23 protein-coding genes are annotated in these 16,890 nt (G+C 71.8%); 11 read left to right on the forward strand and 12 right to left on the reverse strand.

The window, feature by feature from the left end; all coding sequences use genetic code 11:
* Positions 1-22 precede the first annotated feature (22 nt).
* Positions 23-874, forward strand: a complete 852-nt coding sequence (locus tag ACFVHI_RS16575; RefSeq protein ID WP_380339806.1) for a hypothetical protein — start codon at positions 23-25, stop codon at positions 872-874.
* 66 nt (positions 875-940) lie between these two features.
* Here ACFVHI_RS16575 and ACFVHI_RS16580 read toward each other — a convergent pair whose 3' ends face one another.
* The 3 genes from ACFVHI_RS16580 to ACFVHI_RS16590 all read right to left on the reverse strand — a co-directional run bounded on the left by ACFVHI_RS16580 (position 941) and on the right by ACFVHI_RS16590 (position 3,098).
* On the reverse strand, positions 941-1,720 hold the full coding sequence (locus tag ACFVHI_RS16580) for a C39 family peptidase (RefSeq protein WP_380339809.1): 780 nt from the start codon (positions 1,718-1,720) through the stop codon (positions 941-943).
* A 69-nt stretch (positions 1,721-1,789) separates the two neighbouring features.
* Positions 1,790-2,347 carry a DUF4188 domain-containing protein gene (locus ACFVHI_RS16585; protein ID WP_380339875.1) on the reverse strand — a complete coding sequence of 186 codons (558 nt, stop codon included), beginning with the start codon at positions 2,345-2,347 and terminating at the stop codon, positions 1,790-1,792.
* Positions 2,348-2,459: 112 nt separating this feature from the next.
* Positions 2,460-3,098, reverse strand: a complete 639-nt coding sequence (locus ACFVHI_RS16590) for a TetR/AcrR family transcriptional regulator (RefSeq protein WP_380339812.1) — start codon at positions 3,096-3,098, stop codon at positions 2,460-2,462.
* 88 nt (positions 3,099-3,186) lie between these two features.
* Between ACFVHI_RS16590 and ACFVHI_RS16595 the strand changes: the two genes are divergently transcribed.
* Entirely contained in the window at positions 3,187-3,648 is a 462-nt protein-coding gene (locus tag ACFVHI_RS16595; protein ID WP_380339814.1) for a hypothetical protein, read from the forward strand.
* A 17-nt stretch (positions 3,649-3,665) separates the two neighbouring features.
* On the opposite strand, the gene ACFVHI_RS16600 is transcribed toward ACFVHI_RS16595, so the two are convergent.
* The gene (locus ACFVHI_RS16600; RefSeq protein ID WP_380339817.1) at positions 3,666-4,358 is read right to left on the reverse strand and encodes a Crp/Fnr family transcriptional regulator; all 693 of its coding nucleotides are present in this window, start codon (positions 4,356-4,358) and stop codon (positions 3,666-3,668) included.
* A gap of 250 nt (positions 4,359-4,608) precedes the next feature.
* Between ACFVHI_RS16600 and ACFVHI_RS16605 the strand changes: the two genes are divergently transcribed.
* From ACFVHI_RS16605 to ACFVHI_RS16620, 4 genes are read left to right on the forward strand one after another with little or no spacing between them, the layout of a single operon-like run.
* Positions 4,609-5,388 carry a hypothetical protein gene (locus tag ACFVHI_RS16605; protein WP_380339819.1) on the forward strand — a complete coding sequence of 260 codons (780 nt, stop codon included), beginning with the start codon at positions 4,609-4,611 and terminating at the stop codon, positions 5,386-5,388.
* Positions 5,379-6,131, forward strand: a complete 753-nt coding sequence (locus tag ACFVHI_RS16610; RefSeq protein WP_380339822.1) for a hypothetical protein — start codon at positions 5,379-5,381, stop codon at positions 6,129-6,131. The genes ACFVHI_RS16605 and ACFVHI_RS16610 overlap by 10 nt, the downstream gene beginning before the upstream one ends.
* Positions 6,128-6,424 (forward strand): hypothetical protein, encoded by a 297-nt coding sequence (locus tag ACFVHI_RS16615; RefSeq protein ID WP_063346723.1) that lies wholly within the window; start codon positions 6,128-6,130, stop codon positions 6,422-6,424. Before ACFVHI_RS16610 ends, ACFVHI_RS16615 begins: the two co-directional genes overlap by 4 nt.
* A complete protein-coding gene (locus tag ACFVHI_RS16620) occupies positions 6,421-7,587 on the forward strand; it encodes a hypothetical protein (RefSeq protein ID WP_380339825.1) in 1,167 nt (388 codons plus the stop codon). Before ACFVHI_RS16615 ends, ACFVHI_RS16620 begins: the two co-directional genes overlap by 4 nt.
* 75 nt (positions 7,588-7,662) lie before the next feature.
* Here ACFVHI_RS16620 and ACFVHI_RS16625 read toward each other — a convergent pair whose 3' ends face one another.
* The 3 genes from ACFVHI_RS16625 to ACFVHI_RS16635 all read right to left on the reverse strand — a co-directional run bounded on the left by ACFVHI_RS16625 (position 7,663) and on the right by ACFVHI_RS16635 (position 10,598).
* Positions 7,663-8,649 (reverse strand): aldo/keto reductase, encoded by a 987-nt coding sequence (locus tag ACFVHI_RS16625; protein ID WP_063346724.1) that lies wholly within the window; start codon positions 8,647-8,649, stop codon positions 7,663-7,665.
* A gap of 114 nt (positions 8,650-8,763) precedes the next feature.
* Complete coding sequence (locus ACFVHI_RS16630; RefSeq protein WP_380339828.1) at positions 8,764-9,627, reverse strand: ABC transporter permease; 864 nt, start codon at positions 9,625-9,627, stop codon at positions 8,764-8,766.
* Positions 9,627-10,598, reverse strand: coding sequence for an ATP-binding cassette domain-containing protein (locus tag ACFVHI_RS16635; protein WP_380339831.1), 972 nt, complete (start codon positions 10,596-10,598; stop codon positions 9,627-9,629). The genes ACFVHI_RS16630 and ACFVHI_RS16635 overlap by 1 nt, the downstream gene beginning before the upstream one ends.
* Before the next feature lie 100 nt (positions 10,599-10,698).
* On the opposite strand from ACFVHI_RS16635, the gene ACFVHI_RS16640 reads away from it, so the two are divergent.
* Positions 10,699-11,433: a TetR/AcrR family transcriptional regulator gene (locus ACFVHI_RS16640; RefSeq protein WP_380339834.1), complete on the forward strand. Its 735-nt coding sequence runs from the start codon at positions 10,699-10,701 to the stop codon at positions 11,431-11,433.
* A 67-nt stretch (positions 11,434-11,500) separates the two neighbouring features.
* Here ACFVHI_RS16640 and ACFVHI_RS16645 read toward each other — a convergent pair whose 3' ends face one another.
* From ACFVHI_RS16645 to ACFVHI_RS16665, 5 genes are all read right to left on the reverse strand, one after another.
* Complete coding sequence (locus tag ACFVHI_RS16645; protein WP_380339837.1) at positions 11,501-12,919, reverse strand: pyridoxal-phosphate dependent enzyme; 1,419 nt, start codon at positions 12,917-12,919, stop codon at positions 11,501-11,503.
* Between the two features lie 151 nt (positions 12,920-13,070).
* Positions 13,071-13,448 carry a hypothetical protein gene (locus tag ACFVHI_RS16650; protein WP_063346728.1) on the reverse strand — a complete coding sequence of 126 codons (378 nt, stop codon included), beginning with the start codon at positions 13,446-13,448 and terminating at the stop codon, positions 13,071-13,073.
* Between the two features lie 261 nt (positions 13,449-13,709).
* On the reverse strand, positions 13,710-14,459 hold the full coding sequence (locus tag ACFVHI_RS16655; protein WP_380339840.1) for a hypothetical protein: 750 nt from the start codon (positions 14,457-14,459) through the stop codon (positions 13,710-13,712).
* A 17-nt stretch (positions 14,460-14,476) separates the two neighbouring features.
* Positions 14,477-14,668, reverse strand: coding sequence for a hypothetical protein (locus ACFVHI_RS16660; protein ID WP_380339843.1), 192 nt, complete (start codon positions 14,666-14,668; stop codon positions 14,477-14,479).
* Positions 14,665-15,108, reverse strand: coding sequence for an ATP-binding protein (locus ACFVHI_RS16665; RefSeq protein ID WP_380339846.1), 444 nt, complete (start codon positions 15,106-15,108; stop codon positions 14,665-14,667). The genes ACFVHI_RS16660 and ACFVHI_RS16665 overlap by 4 nt, the downstream gene beginning before the upstream one ends.
* A 173-nt stretch (positions 15,109-15,281) precedes the next feature.
* Here ACFVHI_RS16665 and ACFVHI_RS16670 point away from each other — a divergent pair, with 173 nt between their 5' ends.
* Genes ACFVHI_RS16670 through ACFVHI_RS16685 form a run of 4 tightly spaced genes read left to right on the forward strand, consistent with a single transcriptional unit; the run spans position 15,282 to position 16,880 of the window.
* Positions 15,282-16,142, forward strand: a complete 861-nt coding sequence (locus tag ACFVHI_RS16670) for a helix-turn-helix transcriptional regulator (protein ID WP_363372665.1) — start codon at positions 15,282-15,284, stop codon at positions 16,140-16,142.
* A complete protein-coding gene (locus ACFVHI_RS16675) occupies positions 16,139-16,372 on the forward strand; it encodes a DUF397 domain-containing protein (protein WP_380339849.1) in 234 nt (77 codons plus the stop codon). The genes ACFVHI_RS16670 and ACFVHI_RS16675 overlap by 4 nt, the downstream gene beginning before the upstream one ends.
* Before the next feature lie 20 nt (positions 16,373-16,392).
* The gene (locus ACFVHI_RS16680) at positions 16,393-16,626 is read left to right on the forward strand and encodes a DUF397 domain-containing protein (RefSeq protein ID WP_380339852.1); all 234 of its coding nucleotides are present in this window, start codon (positions 16,393-16,395) and stop codon (positions 16,624-16,626) included.
* A 20-nt stretch (positions 16,627-16,646) separates the two neighbouring features.
* Positions 16,647-16,880 (forward strand): DUF397 domain-containing protein, encoded by a 234-nt coding sequence (locus ACFVHI_RS16685; RefSeq protein WP_380339855.1) that lies wholly within the window; start codon positions 16,647-16,649, stop codon positions 16,878-16,880.
* Positions 16,881-16,890: the final 10 nt, after the last annotated feature.

Consider the following 16,890-nt stretch of genomic DNA (forward strand, 5'->3'; position numbering starts at 1 on the left):
CCTCTCCGAGGAAGGTCCTTCGATGGCCGATCTCGTCCACCCCGCCCGTGCACTGTGGTGGCTCTTCGAACCGGTGCACGCCGTCACCTACTTCCTGCCCGAGAGCCGCGAGGCCTACGAGGCGGCCGGGCTGCACGGCGGCTGGCGCGGCTACTTCGCCAGCCGGTCGGCGCCGCTGGGCGCGGTGGACGCGCCGCCGGTGATCGCCGCGTTCTTCAGCTTCTCCCCGGCGATGGTCGAGCGCGCGCTGCCGGAGGTGTGGACGCACGCGAGCCCGGAGGAGGCGCTGGCCGCCCGGTTGAAGGGCTCGGCGGCGGCGCTGGCCCGGCTGCTGGAGCACGTGGACCCGGCGCAGGTCGAACTGGTGGTGGAGGCCCTGGAGCGGGCCGCGGGCCGGCTCGACTGCGTCGGCCGGGTGCTGGCCGCCGCCAATGCCGCGCTGCCCCGCCCCTCCGGCCTGTACGAACGGCTGTGGCAGGCCGCCACGGTGATGCGCGAGCACCGCGGGGACGGCCACGTGGCGGCCCTGGTGGCGGCCGGACTGGACGGGTGCGAGGCGCTGGTGGTCCGGTGCGCGATGGACGTCCGGCGCGAGATGCTCCAGCCGATGCGCGGCTGGACGGACGAGGAGTGGGACGCGGCCGCGGCGCGCCTGGTCGATCGGGGCTGGCTGACCACGGCGGGCTCGGTGACCGAACTCGGCCGGATCCGGCACCAGTCCCTGGAGGCCGCCACCGACCTGGCCGCCGCGCGGGTCTGGGAGGACTACCCGCGCGCCGAACTCGACCTACTGGCCGCCGCGTTGAAGCCGATATCGGCGCTCTGTCGCAGCCAGCTCCCGGTCAACCCGGCCGGCCTGCCGGACAACCCCTGATCAGCCCCTGATCAGCCCCTGATCAACCCTTGATCAGCCCCTCATGAGGTCCCGATCAGCAGCCGGTCAGTTCCCGACCGGTTGCTGGTCGGGAACCGATCGGGCGCCACCCGTGCCCGGCGGGCCGAGGACGATCCCCCGCCCGGCGTAGAAGCGCTCGAACGACCGCCACGGCACGTGCGCGAAGGACTGCGACTCTCCCGGGAATCCGGACGGGTTGTGGATCACCACCGCCGTGTCCGTGGCGCCCACCACCAGCACCAGGTGTCCGCCCCGCCGCACCGGCGCCGGACCGGCCGGCTCCCGGATCGCGGGATGCACCGACACCATCACCAGCCGCCCGCCGGCCACCTCGGCCGCCAGCTCCGCGGGCGCCAACTCCCGCGCCTGCGCGGCCAGTCCCCACCGCCGCCGGACGTAGTCGGCGAACGGCGTGTGGATCAGTCCGCGCAGGCTCTCGCCGTCCCGGACGTACGCCCCCGCCGCCACGCACTCCCCGGCCAGCGTGAGCGCCGGGGGCGCCAGGCCCCACCAGTGGTCGAGTGCCATCCGCAGGCAGGCCACCCCGCACAGCCGCCACGACCACCACGCGTACTCCTCCGGGGTGGTCGCACCGGACTGCCCCCACCGGGGGTCCTCGGCCGCGTCGACCTGTCCGTCGATGATCACCCGCACCAACTCGGCCGATTCCCACTGCGCGTGGTACGGCACCTCGTGCACCACCGGCCCGCCCGCCGGTGCGCCCGTCGCTGCGCCCGCGTGTGCTCCGGCCGATGCGCCGGTCGGCGCGCCCGCCCGTACACCTCTCGGCGCGCCCGTCGACATCCCGCCCTGCTCCTCCGCCATCCCCCGACGCTCTCACGCCGCGGCACCCGGGCCGACCCGCGACACTCCCTGAGCGCCCGGTGAGCACCCCTACTCGGGCACGCGCTCCCCCGGACCGTTCCCCGAGCCCTCCTTCAGGCCTTCCGTCGAACCCTCCGACCGGTAGGCCAGCCGCTGCGACGCGCGGCGCCCACGCGCCTCAAGCGGCAGGGAGCCGGTGGCGCCCGCGAGACCGAACGACGGCATGTCGAAGTAGATCGACTCGTACCCGCCCTCCGGCACCACGTACGTCTCGTGCCACAGCCCGACGTGCCGACGGGCCTTCCCCTCCCGCAATTTACGGTTGACGATGCCCCAGACGCTGTGGTGGAAGCCGTCCGGCGCGCTTGCGTAGCCGTACAGCTTCTCCTTCGACTCCCAGTACTGGACGACGTAGTACGTGCGCGGCGAGGCGGTGAGCAGGATCCGCCCGCGCAGGCCGCGTTCGGGGCTGCGCCCCAGTTCGTACAGCATCCGGAACATCGCGAACATCACCGGGCCCCAGTGATGGACGGCCCAGAAGCGGTTGATCCGCATGCCGATCAGCAGCACCACGGTGTCGCCGGTGGCGCCCGCGGTGGTGTAGCCCGGCGTCGGCTTGGCGAACATCGATCGGACGAACGTCGTTCCCATGGACATCTCGGCCTCCCGCACCCCATGTAATCGGTGATTACATCAGGGCCGGGAAACCCGGTCAAGGCTCGCCGCACGCACAAATCGGCTACTGCGAAGGATGGTTGGCGATTCCCTGACCGAAGGTGTCGAGCACCTTCCCGGCCAGCTCCTCCGCCTCCTCCCCCGGCAGGTAGCCGTCCACGATCATCTGCGCCAGCCCGAACACCAGCGCCTGCCCGGCCAGCCCCATCAGCCCCGGATCCCCCGGACGCAACCGGCCCGCCTCCTGGTCCGCCACGATCAGACCGGTGAACGCCCGGTCCATGCCGTCTAGTTGATCCCGCAGCTCCGGCTCCCGCGAGGCCACGAACACCCGCGAACGCACCAGGTCGAACCGGTGCGGATGGTGCAGCGCGTACCGGACGAACCCGAGCCCGACCGCCCGCATCACCGACCCCCCGGCCGACCCCCCGGCCGGATCCACCGCCGCCACCGCCGCCACCTCGGCCTCCTGGCACCGTACGAAGTCCGCCAGCACCCGGTCCGCCAGCGCCGTCAACAACGCCTGCCGGTCCGCGAAGTGGCGAAACGGCGCCCCCGCCGACACCCCGGCCCGCCGCGCCACCTCCCGCATGCTCACCTTCTCCTGCCCGTACTCGTCCAGCAGCTCGAACGCCGCGGCGACCAGCGCCTCCGGCAGCGATCCGTGGTGGTACGAGCTGCGCCCGCCAGGCCGTTCCGTCATGCCTGCCTTGCTACCACAGCAAGCCGCCCCACCAGGAAACCATCACCCCACCGATCGGAGCCCCATGCCCACGCCCATGCCCACACCCATGCCCACGCCCACACCGACCGCCCCCACCCCCCAACCCGCCTCCCGCGCCGCCGCCTTCGCCGCCGCCTACGCCCTCCTCCGCGCCTCCGCCACCCTCGCCGACCACTGGATCCAGACCGACCACCAGGCCGGCGCCAAGGGCCGGCCCACCCCTGCCGGCCGCCGTGCCTGCGCCGCACACGTCGCCGCCTACACCGCCACCCAGGCCGCCGCCCTCCTCCTCGGCACCCGCGCCCTCGGCCTCCGCCCCAAACCCCGCCGCCTCCTCGCCGCCCTCGCCCTGTCCGCCGCCACCCACTACCTCGCCGACCGCCGCGAACCCCTCCGCCGGGCAGCCGACTTCACCCGCCGGGGAGGCTTCGTCCGCCTCGCCGAGCACGGCATGAACGGCGCCTACCTCCTGGACCAGGCCTGGCACCACGTGTTCGAGACCGGCGCCGCCCTGATCGCCGCGACGTGACAGCATCCGTCCACCGCTCACGGCAGCCCCCCGAGCCGCGCGGCGGCCGCGAGCAGGCCCTCGGGGTCCGTCACGAGGGTCAGCTTGCGACGCCCCTCCGGCATTGCGCCGAACGGCGGCAGCGCCGTGAGCTGCCGCAGCAGTTTGGGGCCGATGGCCAAGCAGTCCGCGAGGTCCTTCTGAGCGACCCGCAGGTGAACGCCGTCGGGCCCGCTCACCGCGAGTTCCTCGTTGTCGAGCAGCGGCGCCAGGAGCCACGCGAGCCGCGCCACGTTGTCGCCGGACCGCGACAGGACCTGGGTCTCCAACTGTCGGCCGATGACGTACGACCAGATCGCCGCCCCGTACGCGTCCTGGAACGCGCGGCTCCTGAACAGCTCCGCTCCGAGGGTGACCACTTCGCAGTCCGTGTACGCCGTCACGGTGGCCGTCCGCGGCCGGCGGCCGTACACGGCCATGTCCCCGAGGAGGTCGCCAGGGTGCCGGAGGACGATCAGCTTCCCGTCCTGGTCGATCCGGACGGCGCCCTTCTTCAGGAAGGACACCGAGTGACCCTCGGCGCCCTGCCGCATCAACTGTTCGCCTTTCCGAATCCACCTCACTTTGGCGGAACCGAGGATTCCCTCCCAATCGGTGTCGGACAGGTGATCTCGAAATGTTCGATTCAGCCCGAACGCCTGCTCCGCCGTCGAATTTCCCCACAAGGTCATGGCGAGAGATTAGAGGCACCGCACCCCAATCAGGCTGCACGTCAGGCAAGTTGCCGCACACCCGGACACCTTCCCCATATCGGGTGCTACCCTGCCGCGCCTTTGGATCGCCTACGAATGAACCTGTGGCGCACCCCACATCGTTAAGAGGCCTCCGGCCCCCTAATTTTCGCCGCCGGGCCGCAGACTCCTGGTCATCAGCTCGACCGCCCGGTCGACGCGCCCGGACCGTACGTTCCAGGAGGCCGCCATGTCCGAACCCCCGTCACTTCCCGGCGACTCCAGCCAGCCCCTGCCGCCGCTCTCCGGCCTGCTCTGTGTGGACGTGAAAGGCTTCACCGAGCTGCCCGGCGCGGTCCACGCTCCGGTCAGCGCCCACCTTGAGCCCGTCATCGACGCCGCCCTCACCGCGGCCGGCCTCGACGGCCTCCGGACCGCGAAGAGGTTCCCCGCCAACTCCGGCGACGGGCTCGCGTTCGGCTTCGACCCCGTGCTGCTGGGGTACGTCGTCCACCCGTTCCTCGACCGCCTCGACGAGCAACTCGCCAAGCACAACGCCGATCCGGGCCGCGTCCGGCTCCGGATGCGGGTGAGTGTCCACTCCGGTCACGTCGCGCCCGAGGGCGTGCCCGGCGAGGGGAACGGGCCGGCGAGGAACGAACTGCACCGGCTGCTCGACTCCCGAGAGGTCAAGGCCGTTCTGGCCAGGGCCAGCCCGGAGACGACGCACCTGGTGGCGATCGTCTCCGACCGGGTGTACGAGGACGCGGTCGTCTCCCGGCACTCCGGCCTGCACCCGGACCGGTTCCAGAGCATCCTGGCGACCGTTCCCGGCAAGGCGTTCGCCCGGCGGGCGTGGCTGTACGTCCCCACCCCGTCCGGGAACCTCCTCGCCCTGCCGGAGAGCTCCTCGTTCCATCCGCCCCGCTCGCTCCGGCGGCTCTTCAGCGCGTTGCGCCGTCTGAGTTCGAAGATCTGGCCCATTCTCGATCCGCACCGTCCGTCGGGAGGAACCGACCCATGGCTCTGATCACGTACAACAGCCTGCTCGACGTCATCCACGCCCGGGTGACCAGCGCCGCCCACCTGCGACCGGAGGTCCTGCCGGTCGAGGTCGGCGGGGAGACCGTCCACCTCGACCTGCCGCAGGCCCGGGCGGCACTGTACGAGCGGCCGGTGGACGAGGTGCTGCGCCGCGAGGTGTGGCATCGGGCCGTCGCGCTGGGCCAGCACGACGCGCTGGCGTCGGCCATCGGCTCGACGGAGGTCACCGGCTGGGTCGAGGCCGTCGTCTGGCTGACGCTGCCGCACCTCAGGCGGGTGGCCCGCCAGGCGGCGGGCCGCCTGGGGGCGGACCGGAGGGACGTCGAGTCGGAGGTCGTGCTCGCGGTCGTCGAGCGGCTGGCCGAGGTCTCGGTGGACGATCCCGACGTCGGGCCGGACCTGCTCCGGGCGGCGGGCCGCCGGGGGTGGGAGTTCGCCCGCCGGTCGGCCTCCGGCGGGCGGCCGGTGGAGGACATCGTCGCCGTGGCCGACGCCCGCACCGCCGCGTCCACCGAGGACCTCTGGGAACTGGCGATCTCTCGACCGGACCGGCCCGACGGCCTGGCCGCGCCGCTGCGCCTCACCTCGCGCTCGGCGGTCGAGGGCGCGCGGCTCGGTGAACTCGCGGACCACCTCGGCCTGCGCGAGGTGGTCCACCGGACCCACCGGCCGCACCGTGGCCCGCGGCTCGGGTCGGTCTCGCTCCGCTCGACGGCGGTCGGCCGGTGATCGCCCCCGCCGAAGGCCCGCTGACCTTCCCCGAGTTGTTCGACCTCCCGCTGTCCGTCGACCTGCGCACGGCGGCCCGGGCGTTCGGTATCTGCCTGGCCACCGCCTACAACCTCGTCCACCGCGACGCCTTTCCCTGCCCCGTCATCCGCACCGGGTACCGCTACCGGGTGCCCACCGTCGGCCTGCTCAGCGCCCTGGGCATCGAGGAACTCCCCGTCTACGCGTCCGATCTGGCCCCCTGGGTCAGCGCCCCGCCGCTGCCCGGTCTCGAATGGAAGGACCTCGCGTGATCGCGATGACCACGACCGCCCACCCGGAGCCGCTCCGCCCGGAGCCGTCCGGACCGGAGGCAACCCTCCCGAAGGCGCCGGCGCAGCTGCCGACCTGCTTCGTGATCGGCCCGATCGGGGACCGGCACGCCGAGGTCGGCAGTCCGGCCCGCCAGGCGTACGAGACGTCCCTGGAGACCTTCGAGGAGGTCATCGGCCCGGCCTGCGCCGCCTTCCGGATCCAGCCGCTGCGCGCGGACCAGATCCAGCAGGCCGGGGAGATCACCGAGCAGATCTGCCGCCACGTGCTGCAGTCGGACATCGTCATCGCCGATGTGACGGGCGGGAACGCCAATGTGATGTACGAACTCGGCCTTCGGCACACGACCGGCCGCCTCACCATCCACATCGGCGAACACGGGCTGCTGCCGTTCGACATCTCGCCGATCCGGACGATCCTGTTCAAGCGGTCGCGCAGTGGACTGGTGAGCGCGCGCAACGAGTTGCAGGAGGCACTGAACCGGGGGATCCGGGAGGGGTTCGCCCCGCTAACCCCGGCCAGGATCCTGCTCGGCCTCCGCTCCCGGGACGAGGCCGAGGCCGGTCCGCCCGCGCAGCAGCGGGCGGACGGGGAGGACGCGCCCGGCCTGATCGACCTCTTCGCCACGGTGGAGTCCGAGATGGACCTGCTGACCGAGGGCATCGAGACCATGACCGGGCTGGTGAACGCCATCGCCGCCCTGGCCGAAGAGTTCGGGCCTGACATGAAACGCGCCGCCGCGAAGGGTGCGCCGCCGTCCGCCACGCTCGCGGCGACCAGGCGCTTCGGCACCGCCCTCGGCGGGCCGGCGGCCGAACTCAAGGTGTGCGCCGAGGAATTTACCGCCCGAATGTCGAACATCGACGCGACCGTGCACGCCTCGCTGGACATGTTCCAGCAGCTGCCGCAGACCGGGGAGGCCCAGGAGACCCACAGCTTCCTGCACCAGCTCATCGACATGTCCCAGGCCTCGCGCGAGGGCCTGGAGACGCTCCGGCTCTTCCGGACGATGATGGAGTGGCTCACCAACGTGAGCCGCGATCTGCGGGCCCCGGCCAAGGACATCATGGCCGCACTCGACCTCGTCACCGCCGCCATGGCGCGGGTCGAGACGTGGGACCAGCGGGCCCGCGCCCTGGTCTGACCGCAGGGACGGCCGCGGGGACGGCCGCAGGGCGGGCGCCGGGGGGGCAGTGGGCCTCCCGGCGCCCGTGCGCGGCTACCAGGCGTAGTCCTCCGGGGCGGGCTGGTGGCCGGGGAAGAGTTCGTCGAGGCGGTCGAGGGTCTTCTGGTCGAGCTTCAGGTCGAGGGCGGCGACGGCGGCGTCGAGGTGGGCGGGGGTGCGGGGGCCGATGATGGGGGCGGTGACGGCGGGGCGGGTGAGGAGCCAGGCGAGGCCGAGGTCGGCGGGTTCGGTGCCGAGGTCGGCGGCGAGGTCCTCGTAGGCCTGGAGGCGGTCGCGGTGGGTGGCGAGGAGTCCGTCGGCCTGGGGCAGGGCGCCGCGGACGCGGGTGCCTTCGCGTTCCTTGCGGAGGATGCCGCCGAGGAGGCCGCTGCGCAGCGGGGACCAGGGCAGCAGGCCGAGGCCGTAGTGCTGGAGGGCGGGGATGACCTCCAGTTCGATGGTGCGGTCGAGGAGGTTGTAGAGGGACTGTTCGCTCACCAGGCCGAGGAAGTGGCGGGAGCGGGCGGCCTCCTGGGCCTGGGCGAGGTGCCAGCCGGCGAAGTTGCTGGAGCCGACGTAGATGATCTTGCCCTGGGTGACCAGGACCTCCATCGCCTGCCAGATCTCCTCCCAGGGCGTGTCCCGGTCGATGTGGTGCATCTGGTAGAGGTCGATGTGGTCGGTGTTCAGGCGCCGCAGGCTGGCCTCGACGGCGCGGCGGATGCCGAGGGCGGAGAGCTTGCCCTCGTTGGGCCAGTCGCCCATCGGCCCGTACACCTTGGTGGCGAGGACGGTGCGTTCGCGGCGGCCGCCGCCCTGGGCGAACCAGCGGCCGATGATCTCCTCGGTCCGGCCCCTGAGGTTGCCCTCGCTGTCGCGGCCGTAGGCGTTGGCGGTGTCGAAGAAGTTGATGCCCCGCTCGTGGGCGGTGTCCATGATGCGGTGGGCCTCGGACTCCTCGGTGTGGGGGCCGAAGTTCATGGTGCCCAGGCAGAGTCGGGAGACGGTCAGGCCGGTGCGGCCGAGGTGGGTGTACTCCATGGCGCCCACCTTCGGCCGTACCGGCAGCGGTGTCCAGCACATTCCGTCAGACGAAACAGACGAAACAGACGAGCGGACGGACGAGCAGGCTGACGACCAGCCGACCGCCCCCCCTCAGCGCCCGTGCGTGGCGAACTTCCGCACGGCGAGCGGCACACAGAGCGCGAGCAGCAGCCCGCTCCAGAGCAGCGAGGCGAGGACGGCGTGCTGCATGGGCCAGGCGCCGCCGGCCGCGGAGGGGTTGCCGAAGAGTTCGCGGCAGGCCTGGACGACGGCGCTGACCGGGTTCCAGTCGGCGACGACCCGCAGCCACCCGGGCATGCCGCCGGTGGGGACGTACGCGTTGGTGACCATCGCGATCGGGAATACCGCGACGGAGAGTTGGCCGGCGGCCTCCTCCTTGCCGATGGTCAGGCCGAGGCAGGTGCCGACCCAGGTCATCACGAAGCGGAAGAGCAGCAGCAGGGCGAACGCGCCCGCCGCGTCCCCGGCGCCCTCGCGGACGCGCCAGCCGGCGGCGAGGCCGACGAGCGCGAGGAGGGTCAGGACGACGAGACTGACGAGCAGGTCGGCGAGGGTCTGCCCGAGCAGCAGTCCGGTGCGGGAGACGGGCATGGAGCGCAGCCGGTCGGTGATGCCGCGGCCGACGTCGCGGGCGGCGCCGACCATGGTCACCATGATGCCGTTGGTGGCGACCATGGCGAACAGGCCGGGCATCAGGAACTCGCGGTAGTCGCCGCCGCCCGGGATCCGCATGGCGCTGCCGAAGACGTACCCGAAGACCACCACCATGATCACCGGGACGCCCAGCGAGGCGGCCAACAGGCCGGGCGAGTGGCGGTAGTTGAGGAGGATGCGGAGCATCGACGTCCAGGTGTCGACGGCCAGCCGGGCGGGTCGGGACGGTTTCGGCGCGGGGCGGGACGGTGTCGGCGCGGGGTGGGACGACATCGGCGCGGGGGTGTACGCGGCGGCCATCAGGCGGCCCTCCTCAGGTTTTCGGCGGATTCGCGGGTGAGCGCGAGGAACACGTCGTCCAGCGAGGGGGCCCGTACGGCGGCGTCCTCGGCGGTGATCCCGACGGTGTCCAACTCCCGTACCAGCGAGGGCAGCAGGACGGACACGCCGGGCTGGGTCAGTACCGTCACGGTCCGTTCGGCCGCGTCGACCTGCGCGTCGCCGCCCGAGAGGGTGGACAGCACCACGGCGGCGGCGGCGAGTTGGGCCGGGTCGGCGAGGGTGACGGACAGCTGGCTGCCGATCGCGGCCTTGAGCCTGGCTGGTGGGCCGGTGGCGATGGCGGCGCCGTGATCGACGACGACGATGTCGTCGGCGAGCCGGTCGGCCTCCTCCAGGTACTGGGTGGTGAGCAGCACGGTGGTGCCGCCGGCGGCCAACTCCTTGACGGTGTTCCAGATTTCCTGGCGGCTGCGCGGGTCGAGCCCGGTGGTGGGCTCGTCGAGGAAGAGCACCGGGGGGCTGGTGACCAGGCTGGCGATGAGGTCGAGGCGTCGGCGCATGCCGCCGGAGTAGGTGCGGACGAGCCGGTCGCCGGCCTCGGTGAGGTCGAAGCGTTCGAGCAGTTCGTCGGCGCGGGCGCGGGCGCGGCGGGCGCCGAGGCGGTGCAGCCGGCCAAACAGGTGGAGGTTGTCGCGCCCGGTGATGCCCTCGTCGACGGCGGCGTACTGCCCGGCGAGGCCGATGGCCCGGCGGACGTCCTCGGCGGCGCGGGCGACGTCGTGGCCGGCGACGCGGGCGGTGCCCCGGTCGGGGGCGACGAGGGTGGCGAGGACGCGGACGGCGGTGGTCTTGCCGGCGCCGTTGGGGCCGAGCAATCCGCAGACGGTGCCGGCGGGAACGGTGAGGTCGAGGCCGCGGAGGGCCTCGGTGGTCCCGAATCGTTTCTCCACGCCTGCCATCTCGATGGCGGGTCGGGCGGTGTCGGACATGGCTCTGCCCCTTCTCTAGGTACAGCGTACGTAGAAGCGCGAGCCAAATGCTACTACGTACGTCGTACGTATCTAAGATGGGGGGCGAGGTGATCACCCAGTGCCGTCCAACGAACCCCCCAGCAACAGCGAGCGCCCGGCCACCCCCGAGGCGCCCGAACTGATCTGGCTACGCCCCGAACGCACCGGCCGCGGGCCGAAACCGGCCCACAGCCGGACGTCCATCGCCGCCGCGGCCGTCGAGATCGCCGACGCGGAGGGCCTGGACGCCGCCTCCATGCGCCGGGTCGCGGCCGCCCTCGGGGCGGGCACCATGTCGCTCTACAACTACGTGCCGAAGAAGGAGCACCTGCTCGACCTCATGCTCGACGCCGTCACCGCCGAGTACGAGCTGCCGGCCGCGCCGAGCGGCGACGTCCGCGCCGACCTCGCGGCGCTCGCCCGCCAGCAACTCGCCATCTTCCGCCGCCACCCCTGGCTGCCGACCCTGGTGCTCGCCCGCCCGGGCATCGGCCCCAACGCCCTGCGCTACACCGACCACTTCCTCGCCGTCACCGCCTCCACCGGCCTGGGCGGCGGCGCCCGGATGGAGGCCATGGCCCTGTTCAACGGCTTCGTCTGCCAGTACGCCCAGTACGAGCAGACGGCGGCTGCGGGCGCCAAGTGGCAGGCGGAGCTGGTCGGTTACCTCAGCCGGGCCGCCATGAGCGGCGAATACCCGCACCTGGCCCAGGCGTTCGCGACGACCGGACCGCCCTCCGATCCGGACGCCGCCTTCGACCGCTCGCTGGACCGGGTGATCACGGCCATCCTGGCCCCGCCGACGCCCCGCTGAGCCCGCCGACCGGCCCCGCCGACGCCCCGCTGAGCCCGCCGACCGGCCCCGCCAACCGGCCCCGCCCTCAAGCCCCGCCCTCAAGCCGGGGCCGCGACAGCACCGCCACCGCCCGCCCGTCGACCAGCACCAACACGGCCTCGTGCGCGCCCCCCAGCGCCGCCCGCGCCTCGGCCGGCGACTGCCCGACGCCCACCGCCGGCAGCGCCGGCCCGAGCAGCGCGCCCAGCGGACCACCCGGCGAACCACCCACCGGGTCGTCCGGCTTGGCGCCGCCGTCCGCGATCGCCGCCGCCAGCACCGCCCGCGACACCGAGCCGACCACCTCCGTCGCGCTCACCCCGTACGGCCTCGCCGCCCGCGCCAGCACCACCGGCGCCACCCCGCCGGGCACGGCGCGCAGCGCCTCCAACGCCTCGCCGACCGTCGCACCGGCGTCGACCGCGACCAGCGGGCCGGCCCCGGCGAGCAGCGGCCGAAGGCCGCCCGTCGACTCCGGCTCCTCCTCCAGGAAGCCCCACTGCCGCATCCAGTCGTCGCTGTGCACCTTGGACAGGTACGAGCGCCCGGAGTCCGGCAGCAGCACCACGACCAGGTCGTCCGGCCCGAGCCGCCGCGCGACCCGCAGCGCCGCCGCCACCGCCGTGCCCGAGGAAGGACCGGCCAGGATGCCCTCCTCGCGGGCGAGCCGACGGGCCGTCAGCAGCGACTCGCGGTCGGGGATGCGCTCGAAGGCGTCCACCACCTCCGACCGGTAGGCCTGCGGCCAGCGGTCCTCGACGGTGCCGGGGTGGAGGAAGTGCCCGATGCTCTCGACGAACCACGGGCTGCCGTCCCCGCCCCCGTACATCGAGGACTCCGGGTCGGCGCCCACGACGGTCACGGACCCGCCGGACACCTGCTGGAGGTACCCGCCGGTGCCGGTGACGGTCCCGCCGGTGCCGACGCCCGCGACGAAGTGGGTGACCCGGCCGCCGGTCTGCTCCCAGATCTCGGGGCCGGTGGTGCGCACATGGGCGTCCGGATTGGCCAGGTTGTCGTACTGGTTGGCGAGCCAGGCGCCGGGGATCTCCTCCACCAGCCGCTGCACGACGTTGAACAGGTGGGCCGGGTCCTCGGCGGGCACGGCCGTCGGGGCGAGCACCACCTCGGCGCCGTACGCCCGCAGGATGTCGGACTTCTCGGGCGCCGACTTGTCGGACACCCCGGCGATCACCCGGTAGCCGCGCTGCCGCCCGACGATGGTCAGCCCGATGCCGGTGTTGCCGGAGGTCGCCTCGACGATCGTCCCGCCCGGCCGCAGCAGGCCGTCCCGCTCGGCGGCCAGCACCATGGACAGCGCGGCGCGGTCCTTGACGCTGCCGCCGATGTTGAGGAACTCGGCCTTGGCGTAGATCGGCACGGGCAGCCCGGCGCCGAGCCGGGCGAGGCGGAACAGGGGCGTCCCGCCGATCGCGTCGAGTACGGATTCGTGCACTGCGGCCATCACGGCCCCTTTCACTGGCTGTCCGCCCGAGCCTGCCCGAACGCGCGGTCAGATAGTCGCTGGTGCTGTGACCGCCTGACCGACCGCGAACCGCAGCCCCGGAGTGCCGAAAGGGACAAGTTCACGAGAAGGACAGCGACAGAAGGACGACTCAGGAGGCGAACGGCTCGATCTCCCCCGCAAAGACGATGACCTGGTCGATGAGGCTCCGCCGCAGATGGACGACGTCCGTTCCCGCTAGGCGGGGGCCTCCGTCCGGCGTGGTGAAGACCCACTGGTACCGGGCCCACTCGTCAGGCATGTCCACCGCCGAGCAGCGCGCCATCGTGCCGGTCCCCGCCGGGTGGTGCCGGATGTCCAGCACGAACTGCTCGACCGCCGCGATTCCTTCGCTGCGACCCAACGGCCCCCAGAAGACCACGTCTGAGGTCAGGGCCTGGGAGAGCAGGGCAGTCACATAGCTGTCGTCCGAGGCGTTGAACGCGGAGATGAAGGTGTCGATCGCGGAGCGTGCCGTCTCTTCCTGCATGCCCCAGTAATACCAGCCGTTGCTCGTGCGCTCGTCCCGCGAGCCGCCTTCCGATCACGGTGGGCCATCCCGGTCACAGCACTGGCAGCCCCGGATCGTCGAGGCCGAGTCGGCGAGGGTTCTCGACCGTAAAGGGGCGCGAACAAAGGCGCGTGGCGCCCATTGCGCGCCCCTCAGATTTGCTGCGCTCCAAAGTGCGCAACGGTACGGCCCGCGCCCGCCCCGCCGATCGGGTGTGTGCGGAGAGTGATCGGCGCGCGATCAGATCAGCGGGTCGAAGAGATCGCGCCCCCAGTGGCCGAGCCAGGACGCGGTGGCGGACCACCGGGCCTGACCTTCCGCACCTTCCGTACCTTCCGTCGACTCGTCGTACGGCAGCACGGCGGTCGGGGCGAGCCAGCCCTCGCCCGGGTCGATGCGGACCCGCAGCACCTTGAGCGGTCTGCGCAGGGCGACGAACATCCGCAGGTCGTCGGTGTGCGGGCAGTGGGTCTCGTAACGGTCGTGGACGGTACGGCAGATGGACTTGATGTCGGTGTCCGCGAGCAGGAGGTGGCGGCTGCCGGGGCCGAGGTTGACGCAGAGGCGGCGGCGGGCGGTGTCGCGGTCCGGGTACGGCAGGTTCTGGTGGTTGTCGACGTGCAGGCCGAGGCACAGGCCGCTCTCGGGCAACCGGTGGGTGACCAGCTCGCCGGGCGGGTCCTCGGCCGGATCGAGGGCGACGTGCAGCGGATCACCGAGGAGGCCGACGAGCGCGGCGACGGTGTGGACGTCGGTGACGGTCCCGGGGAGGCGGAAGAACTCGACCAGGCCGCTGTCCTTGGTGAAGAGGCCCGGCGCGTAGCGCTCGGGGTGCTCCTCGGGGAGCGGGGCCCAGTCGCCGGCGGGGACGACGGCTCCGTTCTCGTAGTCGGGCTCACCATGGACTCTGCGGACGTTGCCGATGTCGCAGCGGGCGCGGAGGGCCGCCGGGTCGCGGAAGGCGATGGCGGCGGGGTGCATGGTCGTCATGAGGGGGGCTCCTCGGTTCAGTCGTTGTCGTCGTCGGAGTTGTCGCTGTGACGGTTGATGCCGGTCATCAGGGCGGCGGCCAGGGTGGTCCACCAGACGACGTCGGCGGTGGCCGGCTCGCGCGGCGGGACGAGGTTCGAGGCGAAGCAGGCGAGGGCGAGGCTGGCGGCGGTGATCGCAGCCGTGGTGGCGAGCTTGATGACGCTCAACTTTCGGGCGAGGGAACGTTGCTGTCCGCGGTACGGAGGACGCGCGCCCAGACGCGCTTGCCCGCGCCGCACCGCGCGATCACCCCGAAGTCGACGGCGAGCCGGCGGGCGAGTTCGATCCCACGGCCGCACTCGTTCAAACGGCCCGGACGCCGCTCCAGGAGCGGGAGGTCACTGCGGGGGTCCCAGACTTCGAGGCGGCAGCCGCCGTCGAACTCCTGGAGGTAGAGCCGGACTTCGCCGTCGCCGTGACAGGCGTGGACGACGGCATTGGTCACGAACTCGGAGGCGATGAGGACGAGGTCGTCGACCGGGTCACCGACCCAGCCCCAGGAAGTGAGCTGGTCACGGACCAGGCGGCGGGCGGTACGGACCGAGGTTTCGTGCTCGGTGAGGGTGGTCTCCCAGGTTCGGAGGACCGGGTTACGCAAGGTGGACATGAGTCACCCCACACCTTCAGTGGCGTGTTCGTGCGGTCACAGTGAGTGTGGAGCCTCGGAATTCGAAAAGGCAACCTGAACGCCTTAGAAAATCGGTGGATCTTGAAACGGCTTGAGTCGAGGCGCCCGCAGCAGCAAGACTGACCATCAACATCCGTAGGGAGGGAACCCACTTGAGCACTGACCTCTCCGCCATCAGGCAGATCAGACTCGGCGACGAGCTTCGCGCGCTGCGAGTGGATCAGAACAAGAAGCTGGTCGAGGTCACGAAGGGACTGAAAGGGTGGAGCGCGGCTCGTCTGAGCAAGATGGAGCGCGCCGAACAGCCAGTCGGAGCCGCCGATCTGGCGACCCTTCTGGACTGCTACGGAGTCACCGGCGCCGACCGCGAGTACTACGAGAACCTGCTCGGGGGTGGCCCGCCGAAGCAGTGGTGGCGCAGTCTCGACTATGCCGACGCCATCACGCCCGCGTTCGCGGAGTACCTCGCGCTCGAAGCCGACGCTTCGCACATGGTGGACTACTTCTTCTCGGGCTTCCCTGGCCTCATCCAGACCGAGGCCTACGCCAAGGAGATGATCGCCGCCGGAACGGACGCACCCAACGAGGAGGAGGTCGATGCGGGCGCCGAGGTCCGCATTCTCCGCCAACGCCGGCTGACCAGAGACCCTCTGCTCACCTTCGAGGCGTTCTTCGGTGAGGTCGCGTTGCTGGTCGCCGGCGATCAGCAGGTACTCACCGAGCAGATCCGGCATGCGATCAAGGTGGCTCAGTACCCGAACGTCACCTTGCAGATGGTGCCGCTGAGTGCCGGACGCCCTGGAGTCCTCAACTCCGGACTCACGCTCATGCGGTTCCCCGGCGACCTCGAAAATGGCTTCGTATTCATCGAAGCCGTCGGCGGTATGCTCCCACGCAGACGGGGACGCGACGTACGGCGTGCCGAGAGGGTCTTCGCTCGCGTCAAGCGATTCGCGTTGTCGCCCGAGGACACCATCACCGCACTTGAACGTAAGTTGGAAGAGCTGACGTGAGCAAGAAGCACGACCCCTACGACCACAACCCCGCCAACGCCGAGTGGGTCAAGTCCCCCTTCTCCGGGGAAGGTAACGGCAACTGCGTGGTTATCGCGCGTTTCCCCAACGGCGACGTCTGGCTCGGCGACGACAAGAACCCGAATCGCCCCCACCTCGCCTTCGACCAGGCCGAGTGGACCGCTTTCGTCCAGGCCATCGAAGCCCGCGACCCCCGCTTCACCGCCTGACCACCCACCGGGAGGCCAAGATGCCCGACCGCCACGACCCCTACGACCACAACCCCGCCAACGCCGCCTGGACCAAGTCCCCCTTCTCCGGCGACTCCAACGGCAGCTGCGTGATCATCGCGCGCTTCGACAACGGCGACGTCTGGGTCGGCGACGACAAGAACCCGAACCGCCCCCACCTCGCCTTCGACCAGGCCGAATGGACCGCCTTCATCCAGGCCATCGAAGCCCACGACCCCCGCTTCACCGCCTGATCACCCACCGGGAGGCCAAGATGCCCGACCGGCACGACCCCTACGACCACAACCCCGCCAGCGCCGAGTGGACCAAGTCCCCCTTCTCCGGCGACGACAACGGCGACTGCGTGATCATCGCGCGCTTCGACAACGGTGACGTCTGGGTCGGCGACGACAAGAACCCCGGCCGCCCCCACCTCGCCTTCGACCAGGCCGAATGGACCGCCTTCATCCAGGCCATCGAAGCCCACGACCCCCGCTTCACCGCCTGATCACCCACCG

It is taken from the genome of Kitasatospora sp. NPDC127121 (genome assembly GCF_042677305.1).
Taxonomy (GTDB): Bacteria; Actinomycetota; Actinomycetes; order Streptomycetales; family Streptomycetaceae; genus Kitasatospora.

Excerpts from the sequence above, each read along its gene's own strand:
- ACFVHI_RS16650 (WP_063346728.1), bottom strand. The coding sequence starts at position 13,448 with ATGCAGGAAGAGACGGCACGCTCCGCGATCGACACCTTCATCTCCGCG.
- ACFVHI_RS16680 (WP_380339852.1), top strand. The coding sequence starts at position 16,393 with ATGCCCGACCGCCACGACCCCTACGACCACAACCCCGCCAACGCCGCC.
- ACFVHI_RS16635 (WP_380339831.1), bottom strand. The coding sequence starts at position 10,598 with ATGTCCGACACCGCCCGACCCGCCATCGAGATGGCAGGCGTGGAGAAA.
- ACFVHI_RS16665 (WP_380339846.1), bottom strand. The coding sequence starts at position 15,108 with ATGTCCACCTTGCGTAACCCGGTCCTCCGAACCTGGGAGACCACCCTC.
- ACFVHI_RS16590 (WP_380339812.1), bottom strand. The coding sequence starts at position 3,098 with ATGACGGAACGGCCTGGCGGGCGCAGCTCGTACCACCACGGATCGCTG.
- ACFVHI_RS16655 (WP_380339840.1), bottom strand. The coding sequence starts at position 14,459 with ATGACGACCATGCACCCCGCCGCCATCGCCTTCCGCGACCCGGCGGCC.
- ACFVHI_RS16685 (WP_380339855.1), top strand. The coding sequence starts at position 16,647 with ATGCCCGACCGGCACGACCCCTACGACCACAACCCCGCCAGCGCCGAG.
- ACFVHI_RS16585 (WP_380339875.1), bottom strand. The coding sequence starts at position 2,347 with ATGTTCGCCAAGCCGACGCCGGGCTACACCACCGCGGGCGCCACCGGC.
- ACFVHI_RS16575 (WP_380339806.1), top strand. The coding sequence starts at position 23 with ATGGCCGATCTCGTCCACCCCGCCCGTGCACTGTGGTGGCTCTTCGAA.
- ACFVHI_RS16605 (WP_380339819.1), top strand. The coding sequence starts at position 4,609 with ATGTCCGAACCCCCGTCACTTCCCGGCGACTCCAGCCAGCCCCTGCCG.
- ACFVHI_RS16600 (WP_380339817.1), bottom strand. The coding sequence starts at position 4,358 with ATGACCTTGTGGGGAAATTCGACGGCGGAGCAGGCGTTCGGGCTGAAT.
- ACFVHI_RS16625 (WP_063346724.1), bottom strand. The coding sequence starts at position 8,649 with ATGGAGTACACCCACCTCGGCCGCACCGGCCTGACCGTCTCCCGACTC.
- ACFVHI_RS16580 (WP_380339809.1), bottom strand. The coding sequence starts at position 1,720 with ATGGCGGAGGAGCAGGGCGGGATGTCGACGGGCGCGCCGAGAGGTGTA.
- ACFVHI_RS16595 (WP_380339814.1), top strand. The coding sequence starts at position 3,187 with ATGCCCACGCCCACACCGACCGCCCCCACCCCCCAACCCGCCTCCCGC.
- ACFVHI_RS16630 (WP_380339828.1), bottom strand. The coding sequence starts at position 9,627 with ATGGCCGCCGCGTACACCCCCGCGCCGATGTCGTCCCACCCCGCGCCG.
- ACFVHI_RS16645 (WP_380339837.1), bottom strand. The coding sequence starts at position 12,919 with ATGGCCGCAGTGCACGAATCCGTACTCGACGCGATCGGCGGGACGCCC.
- ACFVHI_RS16610 (WP_380339822.1), top strand. The coding sequence starts at position 5,379 with ATGGCTCTGATCACGTACAACAGCCTGCTCGACGTCATCCACGCCCGG.